General features: G+C 71.5%; 27 protein-coding genes. 21 read left to right on the forward strand and 6 right to left on the reverse strand.

All coding sequences use genetic code 11. The annotated features are described in order from the left end of the window. The first annotated feature begins 25 nt into the window (after positions 1 to 25). On the forward strand, positions 26 to 1177 hold the full coding sequence (locus N6H00_RS29460; protein ID WP_268974857.1) for a ferrochelatase: 1152 nt from the start codon (positions 26 to 28) through the stop codon (positions 1175 to 1177). Positions 1178 to 1245: 68 nt separating this feature from the next. Then, positions 1246 to 2046, forward strand: coding sequence for an inositol monophosphatase family protein (locus N6H00_RS29465; protein WP_268974858.1), 801 nt, complete (start codon positions 1246 to 1248; stop codon positions 2044 to 2046). A 162-nt stretch (positions 2047 to 2208) separates the two neighbouring features. Here N6H00_RS29465 and N6H00_RS29470 read toward each other — a convergent pair whose 3' ends face one another. Next, on the reverse strand, positions 2209 to 2382 hold the full coding sequence (locus tag N6H00_RS29470; RefSeq protein WP_020867951.1) for a hypothetical protein: 174 nt from the start codon (positions 2380 to 2382) through the stop codon (positions 2209 to 2211). A 381-nt stretch (positions 2383 to 2763) separates the two neighbouring features. Here N6H00_RS29470 and N6H00_RS29475 point away from each other — a divergent pair, with 381 nt between their 5' ends. The 4 genes from N6H00_RS29475 to N6H00_RS29490 all read left to right on the forward strand — a co-directional run bounded on the left by N6H00_RS29475 (position 2764) and on the right by N6H00_RS29490 (position 6102). Continuing rightward, positions 2764 to 3417, forward strand: a complete 654-nt coding sequence (locus N6H00_RS29475; RefSeq protein WP_268974859.1) for a response regulator transcription factor — start codon at positions 2764 to 2766, stop codon at positions 3415 to 3417. 6 nt (positions 3418 to 3423) lie between these two features. Next, positions 3424 to 4671 carry a sensor histidine kinase gene (locus N6H00_RS29480; protein WP_268974860.1) on the forward strand — a complete coding sequence of 416 codons (1248 nt, stop codon included), beginning with the start codon at positions 3424 to 3426 and terminating at the stop codon, positions 4669 to 4671. A 406-nt stretch (positions 4672 to 5077) separates the two neighbouring features. Further along, positions 5078 to 5380 carry a DUF4193 domain-containing protein gene (locus N6H00_RS29485; protein WP_268974861.1) on the forward strand — a complete coding sequence of 101 codons (303 nt, stop codon included), beginning with the start codon at positions 5078 to 5080 and terminating at the stop codon, positions 5378 to 5380. Then, the gene (locus N6H00_RS29490; protein ID WP_443073247.1) at positions 5299 to 6102 is read left to right on the forward strand and encodes a hypothetical protein; all 804 of its coding nucleotides are present in this window, start codon (positions 5299 to 5301) and stop codon (positions 6100 to 6102) included. Before N6H00_RS29485 ends, N6H00_RS29490 begins: the two co-directional genes overlap by 82 nt. A gap of 18 nt (positions 6103 to 6120) precedes the next feature. Here N6H00_RS29490 and N6H00_RS29495 read toward each other — a convergent pair whose 3' ends face one another. Next, positions 6121 to 6567, reverse strand: a complete 447-nt coding sequence (locus N6H00_RS29495) for a DUF3093 domain-containing protein (RefSeq protein WP_268974862.1) — start codon at positions 6565 to 6567, stop codon at positions 6121 to 6123. A 59-nt stretch (positions 6568 to 6626) separates the two neighbouring features. On the opposite strand from N6H00_RS29495, the gene N6H00_RS29500 reads away from it, so the two are divergent. The 8 genes from N6H00_RS29500 to N6H00_RS29535 all read left to right on the forward strand — a co-directional run bounded on the left by N6H00_RS29500 (position 6627) and on the right by N6H00_RS29535 (position 14562). Further along, entirely contained in the window at positions 6627 to 7208 is a 582-nt protein-coding gene (locus tag N6H00_RS29500) for a PaaI family thioesterase (protein WP_268974863.1), read from the forward strand. 94 nt (positions 7209 to 7302) lie between these two features. Further along, entirely contained in the window at positions 7303 to 7830 is a 528-nt protein-coding gene (dut, locus tag N6H00_RS29505) for a dUTP diphosphatase (RefSeq protein ID WP_268974864.1), read from the forward strand. 1 nt (position 7831) lies between these two features. Beyond that, positions 7832 to 8620, forward strand: coding sequence for a DUF3710 domain-containing protein (locus N6H00_RS29510; RefSeq protein WP_268974865.1), 789 nt, complete (start codon positions 7832 to 7834; stop codon positions 8618 to 8620). A gap of 243 nt (positions 8621 to 8863) precedes the next feature. Then, positions 8864 to 9649, forward strand: a complete 786-nt coding sequence (locus N6H00_RS29515) for a hypothetical protein (RefSeq protein ID WP_268974866.1) — start codon at positions 8864 to 8866, stop codon at positions 9647 to 9649. Between the two features lie 263 nt (positions 9650 to 9912). After that, a complete protein-coding gene (locus N6H00_RS29520; protein ID WP_268974867.1) occupies positions 9913 to 12486 on the forward strand; it encodes a sensor histidine kinase in 2574 nt (857 codons plus the stop codon). Between the two features lie 86 nt (positions 12487 to 12572). Further along, on the forward strand, positions 12573 to 13256 hold the full coding sequence (locus tag N6H00_RS29525; RefSeq protein WP_268974868.1) for a response regulator: 684 nt from the start codon (positions 12573 to 12575) through the stop codon (positions 13254 to 13256). A 133-nt stretch (positions 13257 to 13389) separates the two neighbouring features. After that, entirely contained in the window at positions 13390 to 13740 is a 351-nt protein-coding gene (locus N6H00_RS29530) for an OB-fold nucleic acid binding domain-containing protein (RefSeq protein ID WP_037962343.1), read from the forward strand. A gap of 3 nt (positions 13741 to 13743) precedes the next feature. Next, positions 13744 to 14562 (forward strand): DUF3159 domain-containing protein, encoded by an 819-nt coding sequence (locus N6H00_RS29535; protein WP_268974869.1) that lies wholly within the window; start codon positions 13744 to 13746, stop codon positions 14560 to 14562. A gap of 63 nt (positions 14563 to 14625) precedes the next feature. Here the strand turns inward: N6H00_RS29535 and N6H00_RS29540 are convergent, their stop codons facing one another. Next, positions 14626 to 15303, reverse strand: a complete 678-nt coding sequence (locus N6H00_RS29540; protein WP_030834322.1) for a potassium channel family protein — start codon at positions 15301 to 15303, stop codon at positions 14626 to 14628. Positions 15304 to 15415: 112 nt separating this feature from the next. Next, positions 15416 to 16084 (reverse strand): potassium channel family protein, encoded by a 669-nt coding sequence (locus tag N6H00_RS29545; RefSeq protein WP_268974870.1) that lies wholly within the window; start codon positions 16082 to 16084, stop codon positions 15416 to 15418. Between the two features lie 639 nt (positions 16085 to 16723). Here N6H00_RS29545 and N6H00_RS29550 point away from each other — a divergent pair. From N6H00_RS29550 to N6H00_RS29575, 6 genes are all read left to right on the forward strand, one after another. After that, positions 16724 to 18205, forward strand: coding sequence for an ATP-binding protein (locus N6H00_RS29550; RefSeq protein ID WP_268974871.1), 1482 nt, complete (start codon positions 16724 to 16726; stop codon positions 18203 to 18205). After that, on the forward strand, positions 18202 to 18627 hold the full coding sequence (locus tag N6H00_RS29555; protein ID WP_268974872.1) for a roadblock/LC7 domain-containing protein: 426 nt from the start codon (positions 18202 to 18204) through the stop codon (positions 18625 to 18627). The genes N6H00_RS29550 and N6H00_RS29555 overlap by 4 nt, the downstream gene beginning before the upstream one ends. After that, positions 18624 to 18980, forward strand: coding sequence for a DUF742 domain-containing protein (locus N6H00_RS29560; RefSeq protein ID WP_268974873.1), 357 nt, complete (start codon positions 18624 to 18626; stop codon positions 18978 to 18980). The genes N6H00_RS29555 and N6H00_RS29560 overlap by 4 nt, the downstream gene beginning before the upstream one ends. Before the next feature lie 180 nt (positions 18981 to 19160). Continuing rightward, complete coding sequence (locus N6H00_RS29565) at positions 19161 to 20621, forward strand: cytochrome P450 (RefSeq protein ID WP_329618569.1); 1461 nt, start codon at positions 19161 to 19163, stop codon at positions 20619 to 20621. Positions 20622 to 20809: 188 nt separating this feature from the next. Continuing rightward, a complete protein-coding gene (locus tag N6H00_RS29570) occupies positions 20810 to 22906 on the forward strand; it encodes an APC family permease (protein WP_268974874.1) in 2097 nt (698 codons plus the stop codon). Positions 22907 to 23053: 147 nt separating this feature from the next. Further along, positions 23054 to 24397 carry a class I SAM-dependent RNA methyltransferase gene (locus N6H00_RS29575; protein ID WP_268974875.1) on the forward strand — a complete coding sequence of 448 codons (1344 nt, stop codon included), beginning with the start codon at positions 23054 to 23056 and terminating at the stop codon, positions 24395 to 24397. A 55-nt stretch (positions 24398 to 24452) separates the two neighbouring features. Here N6H00_RS29575 and N6H00_RS29580 read toward each other — a convergent pair whose 3' ends face one another. Both N6H00_RS29580 and N6H00_RS29585 read right to left on the reverse strand, forming a co-directional pair. Continuing rightward, positions 24453 to 24638 (reverse strand): DUF397 domain-containing protein, encoded by a 186-nt coding sequence (locus tag N6H00_RS29580; RefSeq protein WP_268974876.1) that lies wholly within the window; start codon positions 24636 to 24638, stop codon positions 24453 to 24455. After that, positions 24635 to 25513, reverse strand: coding sequence for a helix-turn-helix domain-containing protein (locus N6H00_RS29585; RefSeq protein ID WP_268974877.1), 879 nt, complete (start codon positions 25511 to 25513; stop codon positions 24635 to 24637). Before N6H00_RS29585 ends, N6H00_RS29580 begins: the two co-directional genes overlap by 4 nt. A 162-nt stretch (positions 25514 to 25675) precedes the next feature. Here N6H00_RS29585 and N6H00_RS29590 point away from each other — a divergent pair, with 162 nt between their 5' ends. Next, positions 25676 to 26122, forward strand: coding sequence for an ATP-binding protein (locus N6H00_RS29590; RefSeq protein ID WP_268974878.1), 447 nt, complete (start codon positions 25676 to 25678; stop codon positions 26120 to 26122). Positions 26123 to 26355 lie beyond the last annotated feature (233 nt).

A 26355-nucleotide genomic window follows, 5' to 3' on the forward strand; every position in this document is an offset into this window, starting at 1 on the left:
AGGGGCTGGTGGCAGGATCGGGAGCATGCCGGATCAGTCAGTACAGCCATCCCCCGACCCCTATGACGCACTGCTGCTGCTCTCCTTCGGCGGGCCGGAGGGCCCCGAGGACGTGGTGCCGTTCCTGGAGAACGTCACGCGCGGGCGGGGGATCCCCCGCGAGCGGCTGAAGGAGGTCGGCCGGCACTACTTCCTCTTCGGCGGGGTCAGCCCGATCAACGCGCAGAACCGCGAGCTGCTGGCGGCGCTGCGCGAGGACTTCGCCGAACACGGCCTGAACCTGCCGGTCTACTGGGGCAACCGCAACTGGGCGCCGTATCTGACCGACACCCTGCGCGAGATGGTCGCCGACGGCCACCGCCGCATCCTGGTGCTGGCCACCAGCGCCTACGCCTCGTACTCCGGCTGCCGCCAGTACCGGGAGAACCTCGCGGACTCCCTGGCCGCCCTGGAGGGCGAGGGCCTGCCGCTGCCGCGCGTCGACAAGCTGCGGCACTACTTCAACCACCCCGGCTTCGTCCGGCCCATGGTGGACGCCACGCTGACCGCGCTCGCCCAGCTGCCCGAAGAGCGGCGCGCCGGGGCCCATCTCGCCTTCACCACGCACTCCATCCCGACCGCCGCCGCCGACACCTCGGGCCCGGTGGAGGCGCACACCGAGCACGGCGAGGGGGGCGCCTATGTCGCCCAGCACCTCGATGTCGCCCGGCTGATCGCCGACGCGGTGCGTGCGGAGACCGGCATCGACCACCCCTGGCGGCTGGTCTACCAGTCGCGCAGCGGCGCGCCGCACATCCCCTGGCTGGAACCGGACATCTGCGATCACCTCGAGGAGCTGCACGGCGAGGGCGTGCCCGCCGTCGTCATGGTCCCGATCGGCTTCGTCTCGGACCACATGGAGGTCAAGTACGACCTCGACACCGAGGCCGCGGCCAAGGCCGCCGAGCTCGGTCTGCCGGTCGCCCGCGCCTCGACCGTCGGCGCCGATCCGCGGTTCGCGGCGGGCGTGCGCGATCTGGTGCTGGAGCGCGCGGCCGCCGAGCGCTTCGCCGAGGACCGGGCGGCGGCCGCCCCGGAGCGCTGCGCCCTGGGCGCCCTCGGCCCGAGCCACGACGTGTGCCCGGTGGGCTGCTGTCCGGCCCGGTCGCCGCGCCCCGCCGCCGCGGGGTCCGACTGAGCGCGCCCGCCCCACCGTTCCCGGCCCGCCACCGCTCGTCCCTGGCGGGTATTCCACCAAGGAGCACGATGACCGACCCGCTCATGACCGAACTCCTCGACACGGCGCTGGAGGCCGCCCGCGGCGCGGCTGACCTGCTGCGCGACGGCCGTCCGGCCGACCTCGGGGTGGCGGCCACCAAGACCAGCCCGATCGACGTCGTCACCGAGATGGACATCGCCGCCGAGAAGCTGATCACCGACCTCCTCGCGCGCCGCCGCCCGCAGGACGGGGTGCTGGGGGAGGAGGGCGCCAGCAGCGCGGGCAGCAGCGGTGTGCGCTGGGTGATCGACCCGCTCGACGGCACCGTGAACTACCTCTACGGCCTGCCGTCGTGGGCGGTCAGCATCGCCGCCGAGAAGGACGGCGAGACGGTCGTCGGGGTGGTGATCGCCCCGGTGCGCGGCGAGACCTTCCAGGCGGTCCTGGGCCAGGGCGCCCGGCTGAACGGGGAGCCGGTGCACTGCCGCCCCGCGCCCCCGCTCGAGGAGTCGCTGATCGGCACCGGCTTCGGGTACGTGCGCGAGCGCCGTATCGGGCAGGCCAGGGTCCTCCAGGAGGTGCTGCCGCGGGTGCGGGACATCCGGCGCGGCGGATCGGCCGCCATCGACCTGTGCGATGTGGCCTGCGGCCGGCTGAACGGCTACTACGAGCGCGGGCTCAACCCCTGGGACTTCGCGGCCGGGGCGCTGATCGCGCGTGAGGCGGGCGCGCTCACCGGAGGACGGCCGGGCACCCCGGCCGCCACGGAGCTGACCGTCGCCGCCCCTTCCGGCCTCTTCGAGCCGTTGCAGCGGCTTCTGGAGGACCTGGGCGCCTGGCACGACTGACCGCGCCCCCGGCCGCTGGGCACGTCAAAGCGCTCCGGTGCCATGAGGACACCGGAGCGCTTCGGCGTGCTGACCGGATGTTTTCTGGATCACATCCGGCGGTGAAAGGGAATCGGCTACGTGGATTCCGGATCTGGATCGGGTCCGGAATCCACCACGGGATCAGGCAAACGAGGCGCTTACTTCGACACCGTGCTCGGCGGCGAGGCGACGGAGGTCTTCCAGCTCCGACTGCTCCACGTCCACAAGGAAATCGTCGCCCGTCTCACGGGCGCGAATGAGATCGGACTTGGTGTTTTCTATGCGCTGCAGAATGCCTGCGGTGAACGCGTCCATGTTGCGCCCCCTCATCGTGGGTCGGTGGCACGGGGGTGTGCCGACGGTGGGACGATCACGTGCGTGGCCCCTGCCGACGGCAAGGACAACCAAGGGGATGCCGGAGACAGGGCGTGATCGCGGGTGTGCAGTCGTCCTCCCCACCCCGTCCTCGGCGGAAACCTCGGCCGCCAAAAGAATCTGAAATCGGTCTTCCCGGGTCCGCCCGCCCCGCGCGGCCGCCCCCCCCGCACCGGCCGCAAGATCCCGCGACGATCCCTCTTACCGCCGGTTTATGAGACTTCGAGGCAGGATGGAGGCGCCGGACGCTCATGGAGTTTGGCGAGATCACGCCCACTGCGGCAACACGCCCACTGCGGCAATGAAGGAAGGACTAACGACGTGCGTGTACTCGTCGTCGAGGACGAGCAGCTGCTCGCCGATGCGGTGGCCACCGGACTGCGCCGGGAGGCCATGGCCGTCGACGTCGTGTATGACGGAGCCGCCGCCCAGGAGCGGATCGCCGTCAACGACTACGACGTCGTCGTCCTCGACCGGGACCTGCCCCTCGTCCACGGCGACGACGTATGCCGCAAGATCGTCGAACTCGGCATCCCCACCCGTGTCCTGATGCTCACCGCCTCCGGTGACGTCAGCGACCGCGTGGAGGGCCTGGAGATCGGCGCGGACGACTATCTCCCCAAGCCCTTCGCGTTCAGCGAGCTGATCGCGCGGGTCCGCGCGCTCGGCCGCCGGACCACCGTCGCCCTGCCGCCCGTGCTGGAGCGCGCCGGGATCAAGCTGGACCCCAACCGCCGTGAGGTGTTCCGGGACGGCAAGGAGATCCAGCTCGCCCCGAAGGAGTTCGCGGTCCTCGAAGTGCTCATGCGCAGCGAGGGCGCCGTGGTCTCCGCGGAGCAGCTGCTGGAGAAGGCGTGGGACGAGAACACCGACCCGTTCACCAACGTGGTCCGGGTGACCGTGATGACCCTGCGCCGCAAGCTCGGCGAGCCCGCGGTGATCGTCACCGTGCCCGGCTCGGGCTACCGGATCTGATCCGGCATGGCGACGACTCCGACCCCACTGCCGCCGACGGTGCCGCCCAAGCCCAGCTGGGACCCGCAGCACGGCTCGCGCCCCAACCCCTGGCTGCGCCCCACGATCCGGATACGGCTCACCCTGCTGTACGGCGGGATGTTCCTGATCGCCGGGGTGGTGCTGCTGACGATCATCTACCTGCTGGCCGCCCAGGCCCTGCACGTGGGCAACGAGCTGCCGTTCAAGCTGGTCGGCGGCAGTGTCCAGCCGACCAACAACACCTGTCCCGAGATCATCGGCCAGAGCAGCCCCGACCAGTTCAACGCGGTGCTGAACACCTGCATGAAGGAGCAGCGCCAGCTGGCCCTGGACGGGCTGCTGCGCCGCTCCCTGATCGCCCTCCTGGGCCTGTCCGTGATCGCCTTCGCCTTCGGCTACGCGATGGCCGGGCGGGTGCTCTCGCCGCTCGGCCGGATCACCCGGACCGCGCGCCAGGTGGCGGGTTCGGACCTGTCCCGGCGGATCGAGCTGGACGGCCCGGACGACGAGCTCAAGGAGCTCGCCGACACCTTCGACGAGATGCTGGAGCGGCTGGACCGGGCGTTCACCGCCCAGCAGCGGTTCGTCGCCAACGCCTCGCATGAGCTGCGCACCCCGCTGGCGATCAACCGCACCCTGCTGGAGGTGCAGCTCTCGGACCCGCAGGCGTCGCCGGAGCTGACCCAGCTGGGCAAGACCCTGCTGGCCACCAACGAGCGCAGCGAACAACTGGTGGAGGGCCTGCTGCTGCTGGCCCGCAGCGACAACGAGATCGTCGACCGCAAGCCGGTGGATCTCGCCGAGGTCGCCTCCCAGGCGCTGGAGCAGGTCCGGGCGGAGGCCGAGGACAAGGGCGTGGAGCTGCGCGGAAACCGCGGTCCCGCGGTGGTCCAGGGCAACGGGGTGCTGCTGGAGCGGATCGCGCTGAACCTCGTGCAGAACGCGGTGCGCTACAACGTGGCCACGGACGGATGGGTGGAGGTCACCACCGAGAGCCGGCAGGGCCAGGCGGTGCTGGTGGTCGCGAACACCGGCCCGGTCGTCCCGGCCTATGAGATGGACAACATCTTCGAACCGTTCCGCAGGCTGCGTACCGAGCGCACCGGCAGCGACAAGGGCGTCGGTCTCGGGCTGTCGATCGCGCGCTCGGTGGCGCGCGCCCACGGCGGCAGGATCGCGGCGGAGCCGCGCGAGGGAGGCGGCCTGGTGATGCGGGTGGTACTCCCGGTCTGAGGCCGGAGAGACCGGGGTCGGGACGCGCCCGGGGTGTGTTCGCTTTGGGCGGAATTTTCGTGATCCGCCCACCATCTGTAAGGTGTGTGATCGATCACATGGGCGATTTTCCGGCCATATACACTGAGTGATCGTCGCGGTTGACGGAAAGCCGGGAAAATCCGGGTTTTCGGGGGCCGTGATCACGGGAAGTACACGTCATGGCGCATGCGAGTGCGACATTCGGACCGTGTACGGTCCCGATGGCCATCCAACCCGATCACCTCTTCAGGGGTGCGGTTGGGTGTCGATTGAGTAACAGACCTTGATGTGAGGCAAAATCTCCGCCTCGGGTCGGGCACAAGTCCGGCCTCTCACGCGTTACGTGCGCTGGAGACACCGCAGACACCCAGAGGGGGAGAGCGACATGGCAACGGATTACGACACCCCACGCAAGACCGACGATGACGTCAACGAGGACAGCATCGAGGAACTGAAGGCCCGGCGGAACGACAAGTCCGCGTCCACCGTCGACGTGGATGAGTTCGAGCAGGCGGAGGGCCTCGAGCTGCCCGGCGCGGATCTCTCGAACGAGGAGCTGTCCGTTCGGGTGCTGCCTCGCCAGGCGGACGAGTTCACCTGCATGAGCTGCTTCCTCGTGCACCACCGCAGTCAGCTGGCCAGCGAGACCAAGAACGGCCAGCCGATCTGCCGCGACTGCGCGGCCTGAGCCGCGGGGTCGGCGTGGAGGCGGAGCACGACGACGTGGACGAGGCGTATGTCGAGCGAGGCCGGACGGCCTCGCTCGCGACCGCCGTCCGCCACGGCGTGCGACGCGGCGGTGAGCGTGCGAGAGCGGGGGTTCACGCGGTCGCCGACCGGATCATCGCGAACGCTCCACGCGTCCCGGTCCGCGACCTCGCGACTCTGCGTCGGCAGTTCCCGGGGCTGGGCCCCGAAGAGCTCGCGGACAAGCTGGTGGCAGGTGCCGCCCATGGCACCTCCACCGTGGGTGCGGGCGTTGGCGCCGCGGCGATGCTGCCGGCCCCGCCCGCCATGCCCACCGAGCTGGCCGCCGAGATCGTCGGCGTGGCAGCCGTGGAGATCAAGCTGATCGCCGAGCTGCACGAGGTCTACGGAGTGCGTGCGCCCGGCACCGCGCGCCAGCGCGGCCTCGCCTATCTCGGGGCCTGGGCCGACGAGCGCGGTATCGACGTCACCGTGCCGGCGAGCGTCAACGCGGCCCTCGGCGTCCAGATGAAGCGGGAGCTGCGGCAGCAGATCCTCAGACGCAGCTTCCGGAACCTGCCGGTCCTGGCGCCCTTCATGGTCGGCGCGACCGTGGGAGCCGCGATGAACCGGCGCGACACCAAGAGGCTCGCGCGCAGGGTCCGCAAGGACCTGCGGATCAAGCAGACCCCCTGGGACCTTTCGCTGCCCCAGGTGAAGTGACCCTCGGCACGCGCCCGGTCACGCGGAGCGCACGGCCGTGAGCGCGGCGGCGAGCGCCTCCGGGTCCCGCGTGGACACATACACATACGGAGTTGGGTCCTCCGGATCAGTGACGGTCACCCGCAGCGCGGTCGGGATGTAGCTGCGCAGCAGCATGAACGCCCGCGGATCGGCCTTGTGCGTCCGCCAGGCGGTCGCCTCGGCGGCGTCCAGCACCTCCGGGGTCCCCAGGGCCGACACCGGAATCCTCGCATCGCCCGCCACCAGCGAGTCCGCCACCACACGCACCCGCGCCGAGCCGTAGGAACTCACCGCGACACAGGCCAGTGCCGCACCACCGATCAGCCCGCCGAGCATCGGCAGGGTGCCGAACGGCAGCATGATCAATCCCACCGAGACCCCGATCAGGAAGGCGATGAACCACCAGGAACGGGGCGCGCTGAGGCGTTCTTCGTAACGCTGCATACGTATCAGCTTGGCATGGCCGCCGATCCGGGGTGTTCTCGCGGGTAAGGTCAGCCGTTGTGACTGGACGAACGACAGGGCTGACGCCGCCGGAGGGCGCCACGGCGCCGGTGCGCCATCCCGACGCGCCCCCGCCCGGGGAGCCCCTCGGCGCGCACTACGACCAGTGCTTCGGCTGTGGCGACCAGGCGCGGGGCCTGGGGCTGAGCGCACGGGCGGGCGAGGGCGTGAGCGTCACCGCCGAGTTCACCGTGCGCTCCGGGCACCAGGGCGCACCGGGCCTGGCCCACGGCGGGGTGCTGGCCGCGGCGCTGGACGAGACGCTCGGTTCGCTCAACTGGCTACAGCGGGTGATCGCGGTGACCGGGCGGCTGGAGACGGACTTCGTGCGGCCCGTGCCCGTCGGCGCCCAGCTGTACCTGGAGGCACGGGTGACCGCCGTGCACGGCCGTAAGATCTACTGCTCGGCCACGGGCCGGATCGGCGGCCCGGACGGCAGCCTCGCGGTGCGGGCCCAGGCCCTCTTCATAGAGGTGCGGGTCGACCACTTCATCGAGAACGGCCGGGCGCAGGAGATCGACGCGGCGCTCGCCGATCCGGATCAGGTGAGGGTCGCGCGCGCCTTCGAGGTGAACCCGTGAGCGGCGCACGCGGGTCCGCCCGGCCGAGGACGATGACGCAGGCCGCGCCGTCGCGTCTCGCGGGCGGGGCGGCGGACGAAACAGTAAGGACCTCATGAGCCCGGTACCCGTCGACGTGTTGATCCGCAGGGTGGACCCCGAGGTCCCGCTCCCCGGGTACGCCCACCCCGGCGACGCGGGGGCCGACCTGGTCACCACCGAGGCGGCCGAGCTGGCCCCCGGGGAGCGCGCGGTTCTGCCCACCGGAGTGTCTATCGCGCTCCCGGAGGGGTATGCCGCCTTCGTGCATCCACGGTCCGGACTCGCCGCGCGCTGCGGCGTCGCCATGGTGAATGCCCCGGGGACCATCGATGCCGGGTACCGTGGAGAGATCAAGGTGATCGTGGTCAACCTGGACCCGCGCGAGAGCGTGCGGTTCGAGCGCTTCGACCGGATCGCCCAATTGGTCGTCCAGCAGGTCGAGAAGGTGCGCTTCCAGGAGGTGGCGGAGCTTCCCGGGTCGGCGCGGGCCGAAGGGGGCTTCGGGTCCACCGGCGGTCATGCCGCCGTGGACGGCACAACGGGTAGGGCAACGGGCGGGAATAGATACGCTTCGGTCGGTTCCGACCGGGAAGGACGATGACGTGTTCGGACGTCGCCGCAAGCGCAGCAGCAAGGAGGACGTCGAGTCGCTCGACGTGGCCTCCGAGGAGTTGGCCGAGGACGCGAAGGACGCGGACGGCGCTGAGGACACCGGCGCATCCGCGGAGACCGGCCGGGTGAGCCTGCCGCCGGCCCCGCGCCCCGAAGGCCCCTGGGACGTGTCCGAGGTGCGCGAGCCCGGCGAGGGCCGGGTGGACCTCGGCGGTCTGTTCGTGCCCGGCGTCGAGGGCATGGAGCTGCGGGTGGAGGTCGCCGGGGACGCGATCGTCGCCGCGACCGTGGTGCTGCGGGACAGCGCCGTGCAGCTCCAGGCGTTCGCCGCGCCCAAGAAGGAAGGCATCTGGGGCGAGGTGCGCGACGAGATCGCCACCGGCATCACCCAGCAGGGCGGGGTCGTGGACGAGGTCGAGGGCCCGCTCGGCTGGGAGCTGCGCGCCCAGGTGCCGGTGCAGCTCCCGGACGGCAAGAACGGTGTGCAGGTGGTCCGCTTCGTCGGCGTGGACGGGCCCCGCTGGTTCCTGCGCGGAGTGATCTCCGGGCAGGGCGCGGTGCAGCCCGAGACCGGCAGTCTCCTGGAAGCGATCTTCCGGGACACGGTCGTGGTGCGCGGCGAGGGCCCGATGGCCCCGCGCGATCCGATCGTCCTCAAGCTGCCGAACGACGCGCAGATGGTGCCCGACGGGGTGCAGCAGGACCAGGCGCAGGGCTCGCGGTTCGCGGGCGGTGCCGACCGGCTCCAGCGCGGCCCGGAGATCTCCGAGGTGCGCTGAGCCGCGCCGTCGCGCACGGCAGGGAAGCCAAGGTCCGCAGGGGCCCGGGGCAGGGCCCCGGGCCCCTGCGGCGTTTCCCGGAGCTTCTCTGAGCCTTCTTCCTGAGCCTCTTCCCGCGACGCGTTGAACACACCCGCCGCACCGGCCGTACTCATGGGCGCGAGACCTCGTGACGCTCTCAGGGGGAGAGGGGCGAGCCGCGAGTCACACCCGCTGTCCGACCCCGACGAGGTGAGTGATCAGATGTCGCGTGGCCTTCGGTTACCGCACCGCCGGAGAATCCTCCTCTCCGGCGCGATCGGTGGCATCACCTGTGCGGCCGTCGTGGTGGGAGCCGCCATGGCCGGTCAGGGCGGCGGCGCCGATGCGTCGGCCGGGGCGGCCCCGGCCATCAGCTGCCCCGCCGTCGCCGGCTCCCTCCCCGAGATCCCGGCGGCGTCCCGGGCCGAGGTGGACCGCAACCTCGCCCTCCTGGACACCCAGCTAGCGGAGGCCGGCAAGCGGCTGGCGTCCTCCGCGGGCGAGGGCGGCCCGGACTTCGTACGGAACGCCATCCTCGGGCCCCTGGCGGACAAGCGGAAGTCCACCCTGGACCGCATCGCGATCTCCATCGGACGGCATGCCGAGAAGCCGACGGGGCTCGACGCGCTCGCCGAGTGCACCCTGTCGGACGGCGCGGCGGCAACCGGCTCCGGGGCCGGGCAGGGCGGCGGGGCCGGGGCGGGCTCCGGCCAGACGATCAGCTGCCCGGACGTCGCCTCTCGGCTCAGCGGCGTGCCGACCGCCGCACAGGCCGAGGTGGACCGCGATATCGCGCTGCTCCGGACGCAGATCGACGAGGCCGGCAAGCGGCTGGCGTCCTCCGCGGGCGAGGGCGGCCCGGACTTCGTACGGAACGCCATCCTGGGTCCGCTGAAGGACAAGCGCGCCTCGACCATCGACCGCATCGAACTCGCGTTCTCCCGCCAGGGCTCGACCGCCCCCTCCGGTCTCGATGCCTTGGCGGGCTGCGCGCTCGCGTCCGGGTGAGCCGACGGCGTCAGGCCGGCCCGATGTGAGCGTCCGCCGGTGGGCCGTACTCTTCTCCGCGGAGTACGGCCCACCGGCTTGTCGCACGGGGTTTCACCAGGGACGGGGCGCCGGGCGTCAAGGGCGCGTCAAAAGGGCGCCGACGGCCGTAAGGGGGCCGTCAAGGGACGGCCGGTCCGGCCGCGGCGGGGGTTTGCTCCAGGGGGTCGCTCCGCAGGAGCTCACCCAGCGCTGAGGCGCCGGCCGACAGGGAAACTAGGCACATGGGACGCGGAAAGTTGCGGATCTACCTCGGTGCGGCACCGGGCGTCGGCAAGACGTACGCGATGCTGTCCGAGGGGCACCGGCGGGCCGAGCGGGGCACGGACCTCGTGGTCGGCTTCGTGGAGCACCACGGCCGCCGGCGCACCGAGGTGCTGATGCACAGGCTGGAGGAGGTGGACCGCCGGGAGCTGGAGTACCGGGGCAGCACCTTCACCGAGATGGACGTGGACGCGGTGCTGGCGCGCCGCCCCGCCGTCGCGCTCGTGGACGAACTCGCCCACACCAACGTCCCCGGCACCCGCAACGCCAAGCGCTGGCAGGACGTCGAGGAGCTGCTGCGGGCGGGCATCGACGTCGTCTCCACCGTCAACATCCAGCATCTGGAGTCGCTGGGGGACGTGGTGGAGTCGATCACGGGGGTACGCCAGCGGGAGACCGTTCCGGACGAGGTGGTGCGCCGGGCCGACCAGATCGAGCTGGTCGACATGTCGCCCCAGGCGCTGCGCCGCCGTATGGCGCACGGCAACATCTACGCACCCGACAAGGTCGACGCCGCGCTGTCGAACTACTTCCGGCCCGGGAACCTGACCGCGCTGCGCGAACTGGCCCTGCTGTGGACCGCGGACCGGGTCGACGAATACCTCCAGCAGTACCGCGACGAGCACTCCATCCGCTCCACCTGGCAGGCGCGGGAGCGCATCGTCGTCGGACTGACCGGCGGCCCGGAGGGGCGGACGCTGATCCGCCGGGCCGCCCGGATGGCCGCCAAGGGCTCCGGCAGCGAGATCCTCGCCGTCTACATCGCCCGCAGCGACGGCCTGACCTCGGCCTCGCCCAAGGAGCTGGCGGTCCAGCGCACCCTCGTCGAGGACCTCGGGGGCACCTTCCACCACGTCATAGGGGAGGACATCCCGGGGGCGCTGCTGGAGTTCGCCCGCGGGGTCAACGCGACCCAGATCGTGCTCGGCTCCAGCCGCCGCAAGACCTGGCAGTACGTCTTCGGTCCCGGTGTCGGCGCCACCGTCGCCCGTGACTCCGGGCCCGACCTGGACGTCCACATCGTCACCCATGAGGAGGTGGCCAAGGGCCGCGGGCTGCCGGTCGCGCGCGGCGCCCGGCTCGGCCGCTCCCGGCTGATCGCCGGCTGGGCGGTCGGGGTGGCCGGGCCGGTCCTGCTGACGCTGCTGCTCACCGGCACCGGGGCCACCCTCGCCTCCGAGGCCGGGCCCGGCTTCGCCAACGAGGTGCTGCTCTTCCTGTTCCTCAATGTGCTGGCGGCCCTGCTGGGCGGCATGGTGCCCGCGCTCGGCTCGGCGGCCGTCGGATCGCTGCTGCTCAACTACTACTTCACCCCGCCCACCCACACCCTGACCATCGCCGACCCGGACAACATCGTCGCCATAGCGATCTTCGTGGCGGTGGCCGTCTCCGTGGCCTCCGTGGTCGACCTGGCCGCGCGCCGCACCCACCAGGCCGCCCGGCTGCGCGCCGAGTCCGAGATACTGTCCTTCCTCGCGGGCAGCGTGCTGCGTGGCGAGACCAGCCTGGAGGCGCTGCTGGAGCGGGTCCGCGAGACGTTCGCGATGGACACGGTGGCGCTGCTGGAGCGGGAGAGCGATGTCGCCCCCTGGACCTGCGCGGGCAGCGTCGGCGGCCACGGCGGCACCCCGCCGCCGCAGCGGCCCGAGGACGCGGAGGTGGACATGCCGGTCGGTGACCATATGGCGCTCGCCCTCTCCGGCCGGGTCCTGCCCGCCGAGGACCGCCGGGTGCTCGCCGCCTTCGCCGCCCAGGCCGCCGTGGTCCTCGACCGGCAGCGGCTGGCCCAGGAGGCCGAGCAGGCCCGTGAGCTGGCCGAGGGGAACCGCATCCGCACCGCGCTGCTCGCCGCCGTCAGCCACGATCTGCGCACCCCGCTGGCGGCCATCAAGGCGGCCGTCAGCTCCCTGCGCTCCGATGACGTCGCCTGGTCGGCGGAGGACGAGGCCGAGCTGCTGGCGGGCATCGAGGACGGCGCCGACCGGCTGGACCACCTGGTGGGCAATCTGCTGGACATGTCCCGGCTCCAGACCGGCACCGTCACCCCGCTCATCCGGGAGATCGACCTGGACGAGGTGGTGCCGATGGCGCTCGTCGGCGTCCCGGAGGCCGATGTCACCCTCGACATCCCCGAGCAGCTGCCGATGGTCGCGGTCGACCCAGGGCTCCTGGAGCGCGGCGTCGCCAACATCGTCGAGAACGCGGTGAAGTACAGCCCGCCGGACCGCCCCGTCCTGGTGTCCGCCAGCGCCCTCGGCGACCGCGTGGAGCTGCGCGTCGCCGACGGCGGGCCGGGCGTGCCGGACAGCGAGAAGGACCGCATCTTCGAGCCGTTCCAGCGGTATGGGGACGCCCCGCGCGGTGCCGGGGTCGGCCTCGGGCTCGCCGTCGCCCGCGGCTTCGCCGAGGCCATGGGCGGCCGGCTGACCGCCGAGGACACCCCGGGCGGTGGGATGACGATGGTGCTCACGCTGCGTGCCGCGCCCGGCCGCCCGCCGGCCGCCCCCGGCCTTCCGGCCCAGGCCGTCTCGTGAGCGCGCTCGGGGCCGCCGGAACACCGGGCCCACCAGCACAACGGACAGGCACACCAGCACAACAGAACGGAAAGGCAGGCCGCCGGATGAACCGGGTGCTCGTGGTGGATGACGAGCCGCAGATCGTACGCGCCCTCGTGATCAACCTGAAGGCGCGCAAGTACGAGGTGGACGCCGCCGCCGACGGCGCCACCGCCCTGCGGCTCGCCGCCGCCCGCCATCCCGATGTGATCGTGCTCGACCTGGGCCTGCCCGATATGGACGGGGTGGAGGTGATCAAGGGGCTGCGGGGCTGGACCCGTGTGCCGATCCTGGTGCTCTCCGCCCGGCAGACCTCCGACGAGAAGGTCGAGGCCCTCGACGCCGGGGCGGACGACTACGTCACCAAGCCGTTCGGCATGGACGAGCTGCTCGCCCGGCTGCGGGCCGCCGTCCGCCGCGCCGAGCCCGCCGGGCGGCCGGACGACTCGGTGGTGGTGCGGACCGACGCGTTCACCGTCGACCTGGCGGCCAAGAAGGCCCATCGCGACGGCCGTGACGTACGGCTGACCCCCACCGAATGGCATCTGCTGGAGGTCCTGGTGCGCAACCCGGGCCGGCTGGTCAGCCAGAAGCAGCTGCTCCAGGAGGTCTGGGGCCCCTCGTACGGCACCGAGAGCAACTACCTGCGGGTGTACATGGCGCAGCTGCGCCGCAAGCTCGAGGCCGACCCCTCGCATCCGCGCCACTTCATCACCGAGCCGGGGATGGGCTACCGGTTCGAGCGATGAGTGCGGGGACGGCGTTTCGCCGGGGGCTCACCGGTACGCTGGCCGTATGAGTTCCGTACGCCACCCCTCCGACGGGGCTGACAAGGGAGACAGGGCCGACAAGGGTGACAAGCCGGCCGGCCGGTTCCGGCGGATGCTGGACCGGCTGTCGAGCTCCCAGGAGGAACTGCACTCGGCCGAGCTCCAGCAGGACGCGGAGGCCGCGGGCTGTACCAAGATCGGCGACTGCGGTGACCGCCAGATCGTCAAGGTGACGGGCACGCTGCGCACGGTGACGCTCAGGCCGCGGGCCGGAGTCCCCGCGCTGGAGGCGGAGCTCTTCGACGGCACCGCCGCGCTGGACGTGGTGTGGCTGGGCCGTCGCTCCATCATCGGCATAGAACCCGGGCGCAAGCTGATCGCCTCGGGCCGGATCTCCATGAGCCATGGGCGCCGGGTGCTGTTCAATCCGAAGTACGAACTCCGACCGCTCGGACAGGAGTAGCCGGTGACGTCAGACGACAAGACGACCCCGACCGGGCACCGCCGCACCGCCGCCGACAGCAGGGCGGCGGCGGACACCGCGCTCCTGGAGGCGTTCGGCGGGGTGCGGGGCATGGTGGACACCACCGTCCCCGGTCTGGTCTTCGTCCTGCTGTACACGATCAAGCGCGACATCCACCTCGCCGCCATCGCCGCGCTCGGGCTCACCGTGCTGCTCGGGCTCGTCCGGCTGGTGCGCAAGGAGACGCTGAAGCACGCCTTCAGCGGGGTCTTCGGGGTCGCGTTCGGCGCGATCTTCGCGATGATGTCCGGCGATGCGAAGAACTTCTATCTGCCGGGCATGCTCTACACCCTGGGCCTGGCGATCGCCTACATCCTCTCCGCGATTTTCCGCTACCCGCTGATCGGGGTGCTGCTCGGGCCGATGCTGAAGGAGAACCTCTCCTGGCGCACCCGCAACCCCGGCCGGTTCCGCGCCTACACCCGGTCCACCTGGGCGTGGGGGCTGATCCTGCTGGCCAAGTCGGCGGTGCTGTTCCCGCTCTACTGGTGGGGGGACGCCACCCAGCTCGGCTGGGTCAAGGTCGCTCTCGGCATCCCGCCGTTCCTGCTCTGCGTCTATCTGACCTGGATCTTCCTCGCCAAGGCCCCGCCGCCGATCGACGTCATCGCGGAGATGGAGGCGGCGGAGAAGGCCGAGCGGGAGCGGACGTCGTCCGACGCCGAGCAGGCCGCCGAGCCGCTCCTCTCGGAGTGGACCGACCAGATCGTGACCGAGGCCCGTACCGAATCGGCCGACCGGCAGCCGCCGCCCCGGCACTGAGGCCCGCCGCCCCGGGCTCCGGACTCCCGAACCGCGCCGGGAGCCCGGAAGCCCGGAAACCGGTCAGCCGGCGGCGTCCTGGCGCTGGACGGACAGGAGCTGCTCGAGCTGCTCCTCGCGCGCCTGGGCCGCGACGAACAGCAGCTCGTCACCGGCCTCCAGCACATCGTCCTTGTTCGGGGTCAGCACACGGGTGCCGCGGATGATGGTCACCAGCGTGGTGTCCTCCGGCCACTCCACATCGCCGACCCGCGTGCCCACCAGCGCCGCCTCCGGCGGCAGCGTCAGCTCCACCAGATTGGCGTCGCCGTGGCTGAAGCGGAGCAGCCGCACCAGATCGCCGACGCTCACCGCCTCCTCGACCAGCGCCGACATCAGACGTGGGGTGGAGACGGCGACATCGACGCCCCACGCCTCGTTGAACAGCCACTCGTTCTTGGGGTTGTTGACCCGGGCGACCACCCGGGGGACCCCGTACTCGGTCTTGGCGAGCAGCGAGACGACCAGGTTGACCTTGTCGTCGCCGGTGGCCGCGATGACCACGTTGCAGCGCTGCAGCGCCGCCTCGTCCAGCGAGGTGATCTCGCAGGCGTCGGCCAGCAGCCACTCGGCCTGCGGCACCCGCTCCACCGAGATGGCGGTCGGCGCCTTGTCGATCAGGAGCACCTCGTGCCCGTTCTCCAGCAGCTCACTCGCGATGGAGCGCCCCACGGCGCCCGCACCGGCAATGGCGACCCTCACGGTGCCTCCTTGTTCGCCCCGCCGCGCCGGCGGCTGATGTGACTGCCGCCCGCACGGCGCGGAGATGCGGCTTTCGTCGTCGGGTGCGGCCCGGTGGCCGGGTGTGCGTCGCTCACCGGGTCACCTCCTCGGGACCCTTCTCGAACGCCGCCTCGACCGTCTCCACCTCGTCGGTGCGCATCATCACATGCACCAGGTCGCCCTCCTGAAGCACCGTTTCGGAGGTCGGCAGCATCGCCTCGCCGAGCCGGGTGAGGAACGCGACCCGCACTCCGGTCTCCTCCTGGAGCCTGCTGACCTTGTGGCCCACCCAGGAGGGGGAGGTGTGCACCTCGGCCAGCTGCACCCCTCCGCTGGGGTCCCGCCACAGCGGCTCCGCGCCGGACGGCAGCAGCCGCCGCAGCATCTGGTCCGCGGTCCAGCGGACGGTGGCCACGGTCGGGATGCCCAGGCGCTGGTAGACCTCGGCGCGGCGGGGGTCGTAGATGCGGGCCGCCACGTTCTCCACACCGAACATCTCCCGGGCGACCCGGGCCGCGATGATGTTGGAGTTGTCGCCGCTGCTGACCGCGGCGAAGGCCCCGGCCTCCTCGATGCCCGCCTCGCGCAGGGTGTCCTGGTCGAAGCCGACGCCGGTCACCCGGCGCCCGCCGAAGCCCGCGCCCAGGCGGCGGAAGGCGGTGGGGTCCTGGTCGACGACCGCGACCGTGTGCCCCTGTTGTTCCAGGGTCTGGGCGAGCGCCGCGCCCACCCGGCCACAGCCCATGATCACGATATGCATGCGTCCTACCCCGCACTCCCGATGACAGTGCCGACCTGCACAAACACCCTGATCACATCTTCCTTCCAGGACTTACGGGGCGACAGCGGGGCGGGACCCCGGTGCCGGTGCCCGGGGCCGACGGGGGTCGGCCGCCGCGGCACCTGTTCCCACCGTATCCGCACCGGTGGCCCGCTCCTGAGCCCGCGCGGCCCGCGCGCGGGGTCCCGAACGAACGGGGTGACGTGCGACATAGCGGGAAAGTTCCCATAGTGATCAGGGGTGATCAGTCGTGAGCGGTGATGAGCGGGTGTGGTCGGAAGTGATCACAGAAGTACCGAGGCTGATCAAGTAACGATCATTTCCGCATGCGGACGCGCAGTGAAAACGCTGTCGGCGACCGGCTCGGACCACTACGGTGGGCCCGGACCGCGACGCTCCATTCGTGGTCGCGCCCCTTCATCTTCGCCTGGCATCCAGGGCCTTCACCGAAACGACACGACAAGTGCCGGGTCCGTACCGCAGGTTCGAACTGTGTGACGGATGTCGGACGCATGGTCACGACATGGTTAAGATGATCGCCGTATTCCGTTTTTGGACGGGACATCAGGGCACTGACTAGTTCCTTCCGCGCCCGCGTTCTTTTGCACGAGGTTCCTGATGACTGATCACATATCGGAGGCGGTGAGCTGGTGTCTTGCCGTCGCGTTCCTCGTCGTCCTGGTGCTCCTGATCCGCCAGCGGCAGATCACCGCCGGCGTTCGCAGACGCAACGTCACGCTCGAGGACAGCGTGCGGGCCCGTGACGAGGAGGTGCGGCACCTCGTCGACGTACGGCTGCCCGCGATCGGGGACGCGCTGAGCCAGCCCGGCCCGCTGCCGGGCCTGCGGGACGAGAAGCTGGCCGGTACGGCCTTCGCGCAGAGCCTGCACGCCGTCACGGAACAGTTCACCCGAGCGGTGGACAAGGCGCAGGCGCGGGCCGAGGCGTCCGCCAAGGCGGCGCTCAAGTCGTCCATGCGCGCCGTCCAGGGGCTCGCGAACGAACAGCAGGTCTTCATCTCCGAGATGCAGGAGCGGCACGACAACCCCGATGTGCTGCGGGACCTGCTGGAGATCGACCACGCCAACGCCCAGTTCGGCCGGCGCGCCCAGGCCATCGCAGTGCTCTGTGGGTCCTGGCCCGGCCGCCAGCGGGTGGCCTCCTCGCTCACCGACGTGGTCCGCGGCTCCAAGTCGCGTATCCGCGACTACCAGCGGGTGCAGGTGCACACCCTGACCGACCTCGCCGTGGTGAGCCGGGCCGTGGAGCCCGTCGTGCTCGCGGTCGCCGAGCTGCTGGACAACGCCGCCCGCCACTCGCAGCCCAACACCACCGTGGAGGTCAGCCTCCAGCCGGTGCACAACGGGGCCTGCATCGTGATCGACGACGCCGGTGTCGGCATGGACGGCCTGGAGGTCCAGCGGGCCGCCGCCCTCCTCTCCGGCAGCCACGCCGTGGACGTCTCCCGGCTCGGCGACCCGCCGCAGTTCGGCTTCCCCGTCGTGGGCCTGCTGGCCGCGCGGTACGGCTTCACCGTCTCGGTGGACACCCGGTCCCCGTACGGCGGTGTGCGCGCCGTGCTGTTCCTCCCGGCCGAGCTGCTCACCCGCCTCGACGCCGACGGGAGACAGCCGGGCGCCGCGGCCCACGCCTCCGAGGGCGCCGAGGGCGCCGAGCCGCTGCGCACCCTGCCGTCCCGCCGCACCTTCGCCCCCAGGACACCGGCGCCGGCCGCCCCGCCCCAGGCCCAGCCCCAGTTCCAGGGCCGGCCCCAGGGTCGGCCGCAGCCCCAGGCCCAGCCCCGGCCTCCGGCGCCCCGGGCGCCCTTGGACGACGAGGGCACGCGCGTGTACGGCTCCACGGCGGGCGGTCTGCCCAAGCGCCGCCGTCGGCAGGCCGCCGCCGCCCCGCCGGCCGCCGACTGGTCCACCGGAGCCGGGCGGACCGGCGCCGCCGAACCCGGCACGGGCGCGTACCGCGTGCGCTCGGCCGAGGAAACCGCGGCGCGGATGGGCGCGTTCGCCCGCGGTACCCGCTCCGGCCGTGCCGCCAACCAGGATTCCGCCCCTCACCACGAAGAAGGGAATCGCCAGGCATGAACGACCATCTCACCAACGAGCTCGGCTGGATGCTCGACGAGGTCGTCAAGATGCCGGAGGCACGGCACGCGATCCTGCTCTCCGCGGACGGGATGCTACGGGCGCACTCCGAGGGCATCGCCCGCGACGAGGCCGAGCGCCAGGCCGCAGCACTCTCCGGGCTCCAGTCGATCAGCCGCTCCACCTCCGAGTTCTGCGATCCGCAGGAGACGCCCTGGCAGCAGACGCTGGTCGAGTTCGTCGGCGGGTACGTCTTCCTGACCGCCGCCGGGCCCGGCGCGTATCTGGCGGTCTCGGCCACCGAGGCGGTGGACATGGAGGCGGTCAGCTACCGGATGCAGAAGCTGGTCGACCGGCTCGGCAAGGAGCTCACCAGCCCGCCGCGGCAGGGCATCGCGCGACACGGAATCGGCAGTTCATGAGTCCAGGGCGGCGCGAACGCGGACTGGTACGGCCGTATGTGGTGACCGACGGCCGTGCCTACCCGACCCGCAACACCTTCGACCTGGTGACCCTGGTCATGGCCCACCCCGACCGGCCGCTCACCGGACTCAGCCCCGAGAAACGGCGGGTCATGGAGCTGTGCCTGGGCGGCGCGCTCTCGGTCGCCGAGGTCGCCGGGCATCTGGAGCTGCCCGTCAGCGTCACCAAGGTGCTGCTCGGCGACCTCGTGGACAGCGGGCACGTCTCCACGCGGTCCCCGATCCCCGCCGCCGAACTCCCCGACACCCAGCTCCTCCAGGAGGTGCTCGATGGCCTCCGCGCTCGTCTCTGACGGCGCGGTCCATCCGCTTCCCACGGTGCGGGCGGCGGCGGGGACCCTGGCCGTCGGACACGTGGCCATCGGCACGTCCCGACCGGCCCGTACCTCGCTGGAGAGGCCGGCCCGTACCTCACCGGAGAAGCAGACCCGTACCTCACCGGAAAGACCGGCCCGTACCTCACAGGAGAGAGTGTGACCTACCGCCCGAACGCCGAGGCCGCCACCGGAGCCGTCCCGCCACCGGGCTGCCCGGCGCACACCGGCGGCCCGGCCGTCGGCTACCTCGGCGGCGGCGCCCGGGTGCCCATGTACGGCTCCGACTTCGCCGCCGACCCGCACGGGCACTACGCGCGGATGCGCGCGGCGGGGCCGATCATCCCGGTGGAACTCGCCCCGGGCGTGAACGCCTGGCTGGTCACCGGCTACTCCCTGGCGCTGGACGTCCTGCGGGACACCGAGCGGTTCACCAAGGACCCGCGCAGCTGGGCCGCCCTCAGCGAGGGCCGGATCCCCGAGGACAGCCCGGTGCTGGGCATCATGATGTACCGGCCCAACGCCCTGTTCTCCGACGGCGCGGCGCACGCCCGCTACCGCGGCGCGATCAACGACAGCCTCAGCCGTATAGATCCGCACGCGCTGAGCGAGTACGTGGAGCGCAGTGCCGAGACGGCCATCGACTCCTTCGCGGAGCGCGGCGAGGCCGATCTGCTGAGCGAGTACGCCGCGATCATCCCGCTGCTGGTGTTCAACCAGCTCTTCGGCTCCACGCCCGAGCAGGGCAGCGAACTGGTCCGGGTCACGGCGATCATGTTCGACGCCACCAGCGACGAGACCACCCAGGCCAACGCCGACATGCTGCGCTACCTGGCGGACCTCGTCGAGGCCAAGCGCCACCGGCCCGACGCGGATGTCACCTCCTGGATGATCGCGCACCCCTCCGAGCTGTCCGACGAGGAGCTGATGCAGCAGATCGCCCTGCTGCTGGCGGCCGGCACCGAGGCCCAGATGAACCTGATCGCCAACGCGCTGCGGCTGCTGCTGTCGGACGACCGGTTCGCCGGCGAGCTGTCCGGCGGCAGCCTGCCCGTCCAGGACGCCCTGGACGAGGTGCTGTGGACCGATCCGCCGCTGGCCAACTTCGGCGCCCGGTTCGCCCGGTACGACGTCGAGATCGGGGGCGCGTGGCTGCGCATGGGGGATCCGGTCCTCATCAGTTACGCGGCCGCCAACAACGACCCCGAGCTGGCCGGGGCGGACCGTATCGGCAACCGCGCCCACCTGGCCTGGAGCGCGGGCGAACACCGCTGCCCGGCCGACGGCACCGCTCGGGCCATCGCCTCGGTCGCCATCGAGAAGCTCCTCGACCGCATCCCCGATCTGGAACTCGCCGTGCCCGCCGAGCGGCTGACCTGGCGGCCGGGCCCCTTCCACCGGGCCTTGACATCCCTGCCGGTACGCTTCCCGGTCCTGGCCAAGCCTGCCCCTGGGCCTGCCTCCGGGCCCGCCTCCGGCCCCGTCCCCGCGTCCGCCCCCGTGCCCCCCTTGTCATCGGTCCCTCCGGCCGGGACCTCCACGGCGAGGCCGTCCGGCTCCAAGAGCGGGGACCGGCGACGCCCGTGGAGCCCCCTGGGGGATTGGTGGCGTGGGCGATGAGCGGCCGACGTCCGCTCGAACAGCTGCTCACCGACCTCCGCGTCTGCAAGGACCCCACCCAGCAGCGGCCTCTGGCTCGCGGCCGGACAGGGGGAGCTGAGTCGCTTCCAAGCCGTTCTCCCGCCCCTTGAGTTTTCCGAGGGTGGGCGGGTGGGCGGGGGCACGGGCTACCCCTTACGATCCTCAGCGTGTCCAAACTGACCGACCTCCCGAAACGGATCCTGATCGGGCGGGCCCTGCGTAGCGACAAGCTGGGGGAGACGCTCCTCCCCAAGCGCATCGCGCTCCCCGTCTTCGCGTCCGACCCCCTGTCCTCCGTCGCGTACGCGCCGGGGCAGGTGATGATCGTCCTGTCCGTGGCGGGTGCGTCGGCCTACCACTTCAGCCCGTGGATCACGGTCGCCATCGTCGTGCTGATGTTCACGGTGGTCGCCTCCTACCGCCAGAACGTGCACGCCTACCCCAGCGGCGGTGGTGACTACGAGGTCGCCACCACCAACCTGGGCCCCAAGGCGGGTCTGACCGTCGCCAGCGCCCTGCTCGTCGACTACGTCCTCACGGTCGCGGTGTCGATCTCCTCAGGGGTGGAGAACCTCGGCTCGGCCGTCCCGTTCTTCGTCGAGAACAAGACCCTGTGCGCGGTCGGGATCATCCTGCTGCTGACGCTGATGAACCTGCGGGGCGTACGGGAGTCGGGCAAGCTCTTCGCGATCCCCACCTATGTCTTCGTCGGCGGCGTCTTCGTGATGATCCTCTGGGGCGCCTACCGCGGGCTGGTCCTGGGCGACCACATGAAGGCCCCCACCGCGGGCTACGAGGTCCACGCCGAGCAGACCGGTCTGGCCGGCTTCGCGCTGATCTTCCTGCTGCTGCGCGCGTTCTCCGACGGCTGCGCCGCCCTGACCGGCGTCGAGGCGATCAGCAACGGTGTGCCCGCCTTCCGCAAGCCCAAGAGCCGGAACGCGGCGACGACGCTGGCGCTGATGGGCGGGCTCGCCGTGACCATGTTCGTCGGCATCATCACCCTCGCCCTGACCACCGACGTCAAGATGGCCGAGAACCCCGCCCACGACCTGCTGAAGAACGGGGCACCGCTCGGCGCCGACTACACCCAGAACCCGGTGATCTCGCAGGTCGCGGCCGCCGTCTTCGGCGACGGCTCGTTCCTCTTCGTGGTGCTGGCCGCGGCCACCGCGCTGGTGCTGTTCCTGGCCGCCAACACCGCGTACAACGGCTTCCCGCTGCTCGGCTCGATCCTCGCCCAGGACCGCTATCTGCCCCGGCAGCTGCACACCCGGGGGGACCGGCTCGCCTTCTCCAACGGCATCGTGCTGCTCGCCTCGGCCGCCGCCGTCCTGGTCTACCTCTACGGGGCCGACTCCACCCGGCTGATCCAGCTCTACATCGTCGGCGTCTTCGTCTCCTTCACCCTCAGCCAGACCGGCATGGTGCGGCACTGGAACCGCCACCTGGCGACCGAGCGGGACCCGAACGTCCGCCGCCGCATGGTCCGCTCCCGCGCGATCAACGCCTTCGGCGCCTTCTTCACCGGTCTGGTGCTGGTCGTGGTGCTGCTGACGAAGTTCACCCACGGCGCCTGGGTCGCCCTGCTCGGCATGGTCATCTTCTACGTCACCATGACGGCCATCCGGCGCCACTACGACGGCGTCTCCGAGGAGCTCGCGGCCGCCACCGAACAGCTCGACGAGGAGGAGGTGCGCCCCTCCCGGGTGCACTCCATCGTCCTGGTCTCCAAGGTCCACAAGCCGACGCTGCGCGCCCTGGCCTACGCCAAGCTGATGCGCTCCCACCGGCTGGAGGCGCTGAGCATCAACGTCGACCCCGCCGAGACCAAGGCGCTGCAGACGGTGTGGCACGAGCGCGGCATCGACGTGCCGCTGAAGATCCTCGACTCGCCCTACCGCGAGATCACCCGGCCGGTCATCGACTACGTCAAGAGCCTGCGCCGGGAGCGGCCGCGCGATGTGGTCTCCGTCTTCATCCCCGAGTACGTGGTCGGCCACTGGTACGAACACCTGCTGCACAACCAGAGCGCGCTGCGGCTCAAGGGCCGGCTGCTGTTCACCCCGGGCGTCATGGTGACCTCCGTGCCGTGGCAGCTGGACTCCTCCGAGCTGGCCCGGAAGCGGGCGCGCAAGCGGGCCGAGTGGAACGCGCCGGGCGCGGTGCGGCGCGGTCCGGTGATCCCGGCCAAGCGGGAGAAGGGCGAGAAGGGGCCGAAGGGCGAGCAGCCGGGCGTCACCTCGCGGGTTCCGGGACCGTAGCCTCTCCGGCCCCCTGCCCCTGCTCCCCGGCCGTCCGGCGTGCCGGGTGCGGGCCGGCGCGACGTAGACTGGTGGGCTGTTGTCCCACCGACCGGTGGACCGCTGTCCCGTCGCGCCCCCTCACCCCCTCTGGAGCCTGAACCCGCCATGCAGAGTGAACCCAAGGCATCGCTGGTCGGCGAGGAGTACGAGGTCGAGGTCGGCCCGGTGGCGCACGGCGGCCACTGCATCGCCCGGACCGCCGACGGCCAGGTGCTCTTCGTCCGGCACACACTGCCCGGTGAACGGGTCGTCGCCCGGGTCACCGAGGGCGAGGAGGGCGCGCGCTTCCTGCGCGCCGACGCGGTGCGGGTGCTGGATCCCGCCAAGGACCGGGTCGAGGCGCCCTGCCCGTTCGCCGGCCCCGGCAAATGCGGCGGCTGCGACTGGCAGCACGTGGCCCCCGGCGCCCAGCGCCGGCTGAAGGCCGAGGTGATCACCGAGCAGCTGAGCCGGCTGGCCGGACTGACCCCCGAGGAGGCCCGCTGGGACGGCACGGTCGAGCCCGCACCCGGTGACAAGGTGCCGCGCGGCGAGGTCCCGGCCTGGCGCACCCGGGTGAGTTACGCGGTGGACGAGCAGGGCCGGCCCGGACTGCGCCGGCACCGCTCGCACGAGGTCGAGCCGGTCGACCACTGTCTGATCGCGGCCCCCGGCGTCAGCGAGCTCGGCGTCGAGAAGCGCGAATGGCCGCAGATCGCCACCGTGGAGGCCATCGCCGCCACCGGCTCCTCCGACCGGCAGGTCGTCCTCACCCCGCGCCCCGGCGGCCGGCTGCCGCTGGTCGAGCTGGACCGGCCGGTCTCCGTGCTGCGGGTCGGCGAGACCCGCGGCCGTAACCGGACCCCTGTGGTGCACCGCGTCCACGGCCGCCCCTTCGTCCGCGAACGCGCGGCGGGCCGCACCTGGCGGGTCGGCGAGGGCGGCTTCTGGCAGGTCCACCCCAAGGCGGCGGACGTCCTCGTGGAGGCCGTCATGCAAGGGCTGATGCCCCGCAAGGGCGAGACGGCCCTCGACCTGTACTGCGGCGTCGGCCTCTTCGCGGGCGCGATCGCGGAGCGGGTGGGGGAGCGCGGCGCGGTCCTGGGCATCGAATCGGCCAAGCGCGCGGTCGAGGACGCCCGCCACAACCTCCAGGACCTGGAGCGCGTCCGCATCGAGCACGGCAAGGTCGAGCAGGTGCTGCCCCGCACCGGGATCACCGAGGCCGACCTTATCGTCCTGGACCCGCCCCGCGCGGGCGCGGGCAAGGAGACGGTCACCCGGCTCGCCGCCCTGGGCGCCCGCCGTATCGCCTACGTCGCCTGCGACCCGGCGGCGCTCGCCCGCGACCTGAAGTACTTCCGCGAGGCGGGCTACACCCCACGCCGGATGCGCGCCTTCGACCTCTTCCCGGTCACGCACCACGTGGAGTGCGTGGCGGTGCTGGAGCCGGCGCGCGAGAACGGCTGAGGCGCGGGGGCGGCCTGTCCCGTACCGGAGCGCTCTGGTACGAGACAGGCCCTTGTCAGCGCTTGGCCGTGTGGGTGACGAAGTCGGCCCACGCGGTGGGGGAGAAGGCGAGCTGTGGGCCCTCCTTGTCCTTGGAGTCGCGTACGTGGACCATGTCGGGGCAGGTGGCCACCTCGACGCAGTCGTTGGAAGCACTACTGCTGTAGCTGCTCTTGAACCAGGCCAGTCCCGACGTGTTCATAGCTCCCCTCGCATCCGCTGCAACAGGCTCAAAGAGTCTTTGAGAGTCAGAGCCTGCGAGCGCATCCTGGCATACCGCATATGGAGCACGCTGACCACTTTCGGATCCGCGATGAACTGACCGCTCTCCTGGCCTTCGCAGTAGGCGAACCAGCGGTTCTCCGGCGTCTCCAGGAGCTGCACGGGGCCAGCCATGCCCGCGTGTTCCCGTGCCAATGGCATGACCTGGATCTCCACGTTCCGCAACTCGGCGACTGCCAGTACGTGGTCGATCAGTTTCCGTGTGACCTCCGCCCCGCCGGTCCGCCGTAGAAACAGATGCTCCTCGATGATGAAGCTGAACGCCGTATTGTCCCGCTCCGACAACAGCCGTTGACGTTGGGCCCGTACTGCCCACTGGGACTCGATCTGGGCATCGTTCATGGGCGGCAGTTGGTTACCGTACAGCGCCCGCGCATACGCCTCGGTCTGCAATAACCCCGGAATCAACCGGCACTCGTACGTATACAGGGCGAGCGCCACCGCCTCCAGCCGTGCCCACTGCCGGAACCAGCTCGCCAGTCCCTGCTGCCGGGACAGATGCTCGGCCGCCTTCCGCAGCGCGCCGGTGTTTCCCAGTACCTCCTCCGCCCGCTCCACAAGGGACAGATCCGGCATGCGCCGTCCCTGTTCCACCGACGCGATCGTGTGCTTCGAGAACCGCACCAGGTCCGCGAGTTCCGCCCGGCTCAGTCCCGCATGTTCCCGTAGGGCCTGGACGAACGCCCCGAACGTCCGCAGACTGTCGGAGGATTGTGGCTCCCCGCCGCAGGACGGCCCCGGAACTCTGTCCGCCCCTTCGTCCGCACCTTCCACGCCGACACCGTCTTCGGCCATCGTCGGCCACCTCCTGTGCAACCCGCCCCGCCTCGCCCCTCCTGACCGCACACAGGCTTACGGTCGGTCACGAGTACCGTCCACCATCTGTGCGCGTACGCTGACTCAGCGTACGCAGTGTCTCCGTGGCGCGCAGGCGAAACCGCAGGCCACAGTGGCCGCATGACACCACCCCCCACCGGCCAGGGCGCCGTCACTGTACGTCTGTTCACGCAGCGGTTCAGCTCCACTCCGCTCGGGGCGCGCCTCGCCCGGCGGCTCACGCTCCATCAGCTCCAGGACTGGGGCATCCCGCACGGCACGCGGACCTCGGACGCGGCCGCCCTGGTCGTCGCCGAGCTGGCCACGAACGCCGCCACGCATGGCCGCGTCCCCGGCCGGGACTTCGAACTGCGCCTCACGCTCGCCGAGACCGTGCTCCGCATCGAGGTGTCGGACACCCGTGGCGAGAAACGGCCCCCGAGCCCCGGTGCGGTCGCCGCCCCGCCGGCCCTCTCCGAGACCCGGCGGGGACTCCTCCTGGTCGACAGCCTCGCCGACCGCTGGACGGTGCTGGATCGCACACCCGTCGGCAAGACCGTCCGCGCCGAACTGGACCTGCCGCAGTGACGGTCTGGCAGTGAGACGGGGGATGTCCCGCTGTATGGCGTGAAGACCAAGCCGCAGCTGTGCGCCGGCTGGGGAGGATGCCATGCAGCGGCGGTTGCGCCGCTTCCGAGGCGGGGCATTCTCCAATCCCGGTTGGCGAGACTTTTGGAATCGCCAAGTCGCTGTGCACACAACAGTGTTGCTGTCGATAGGCTGTTCGGTGCGGGGTGGGACCTCTGCCGGGGGAGGAGCGG

The sequence above is a fragment of the Streptomyces sp. S465 genome (assembly GCF_026898115.1).
GTDB classification, from domain to species: Bacteria; Actinomycetota; Actinomycetes; order Streptomycetales; family Streptomycetaceae; genus Streptomyces; species Streptomyces luomodiensis.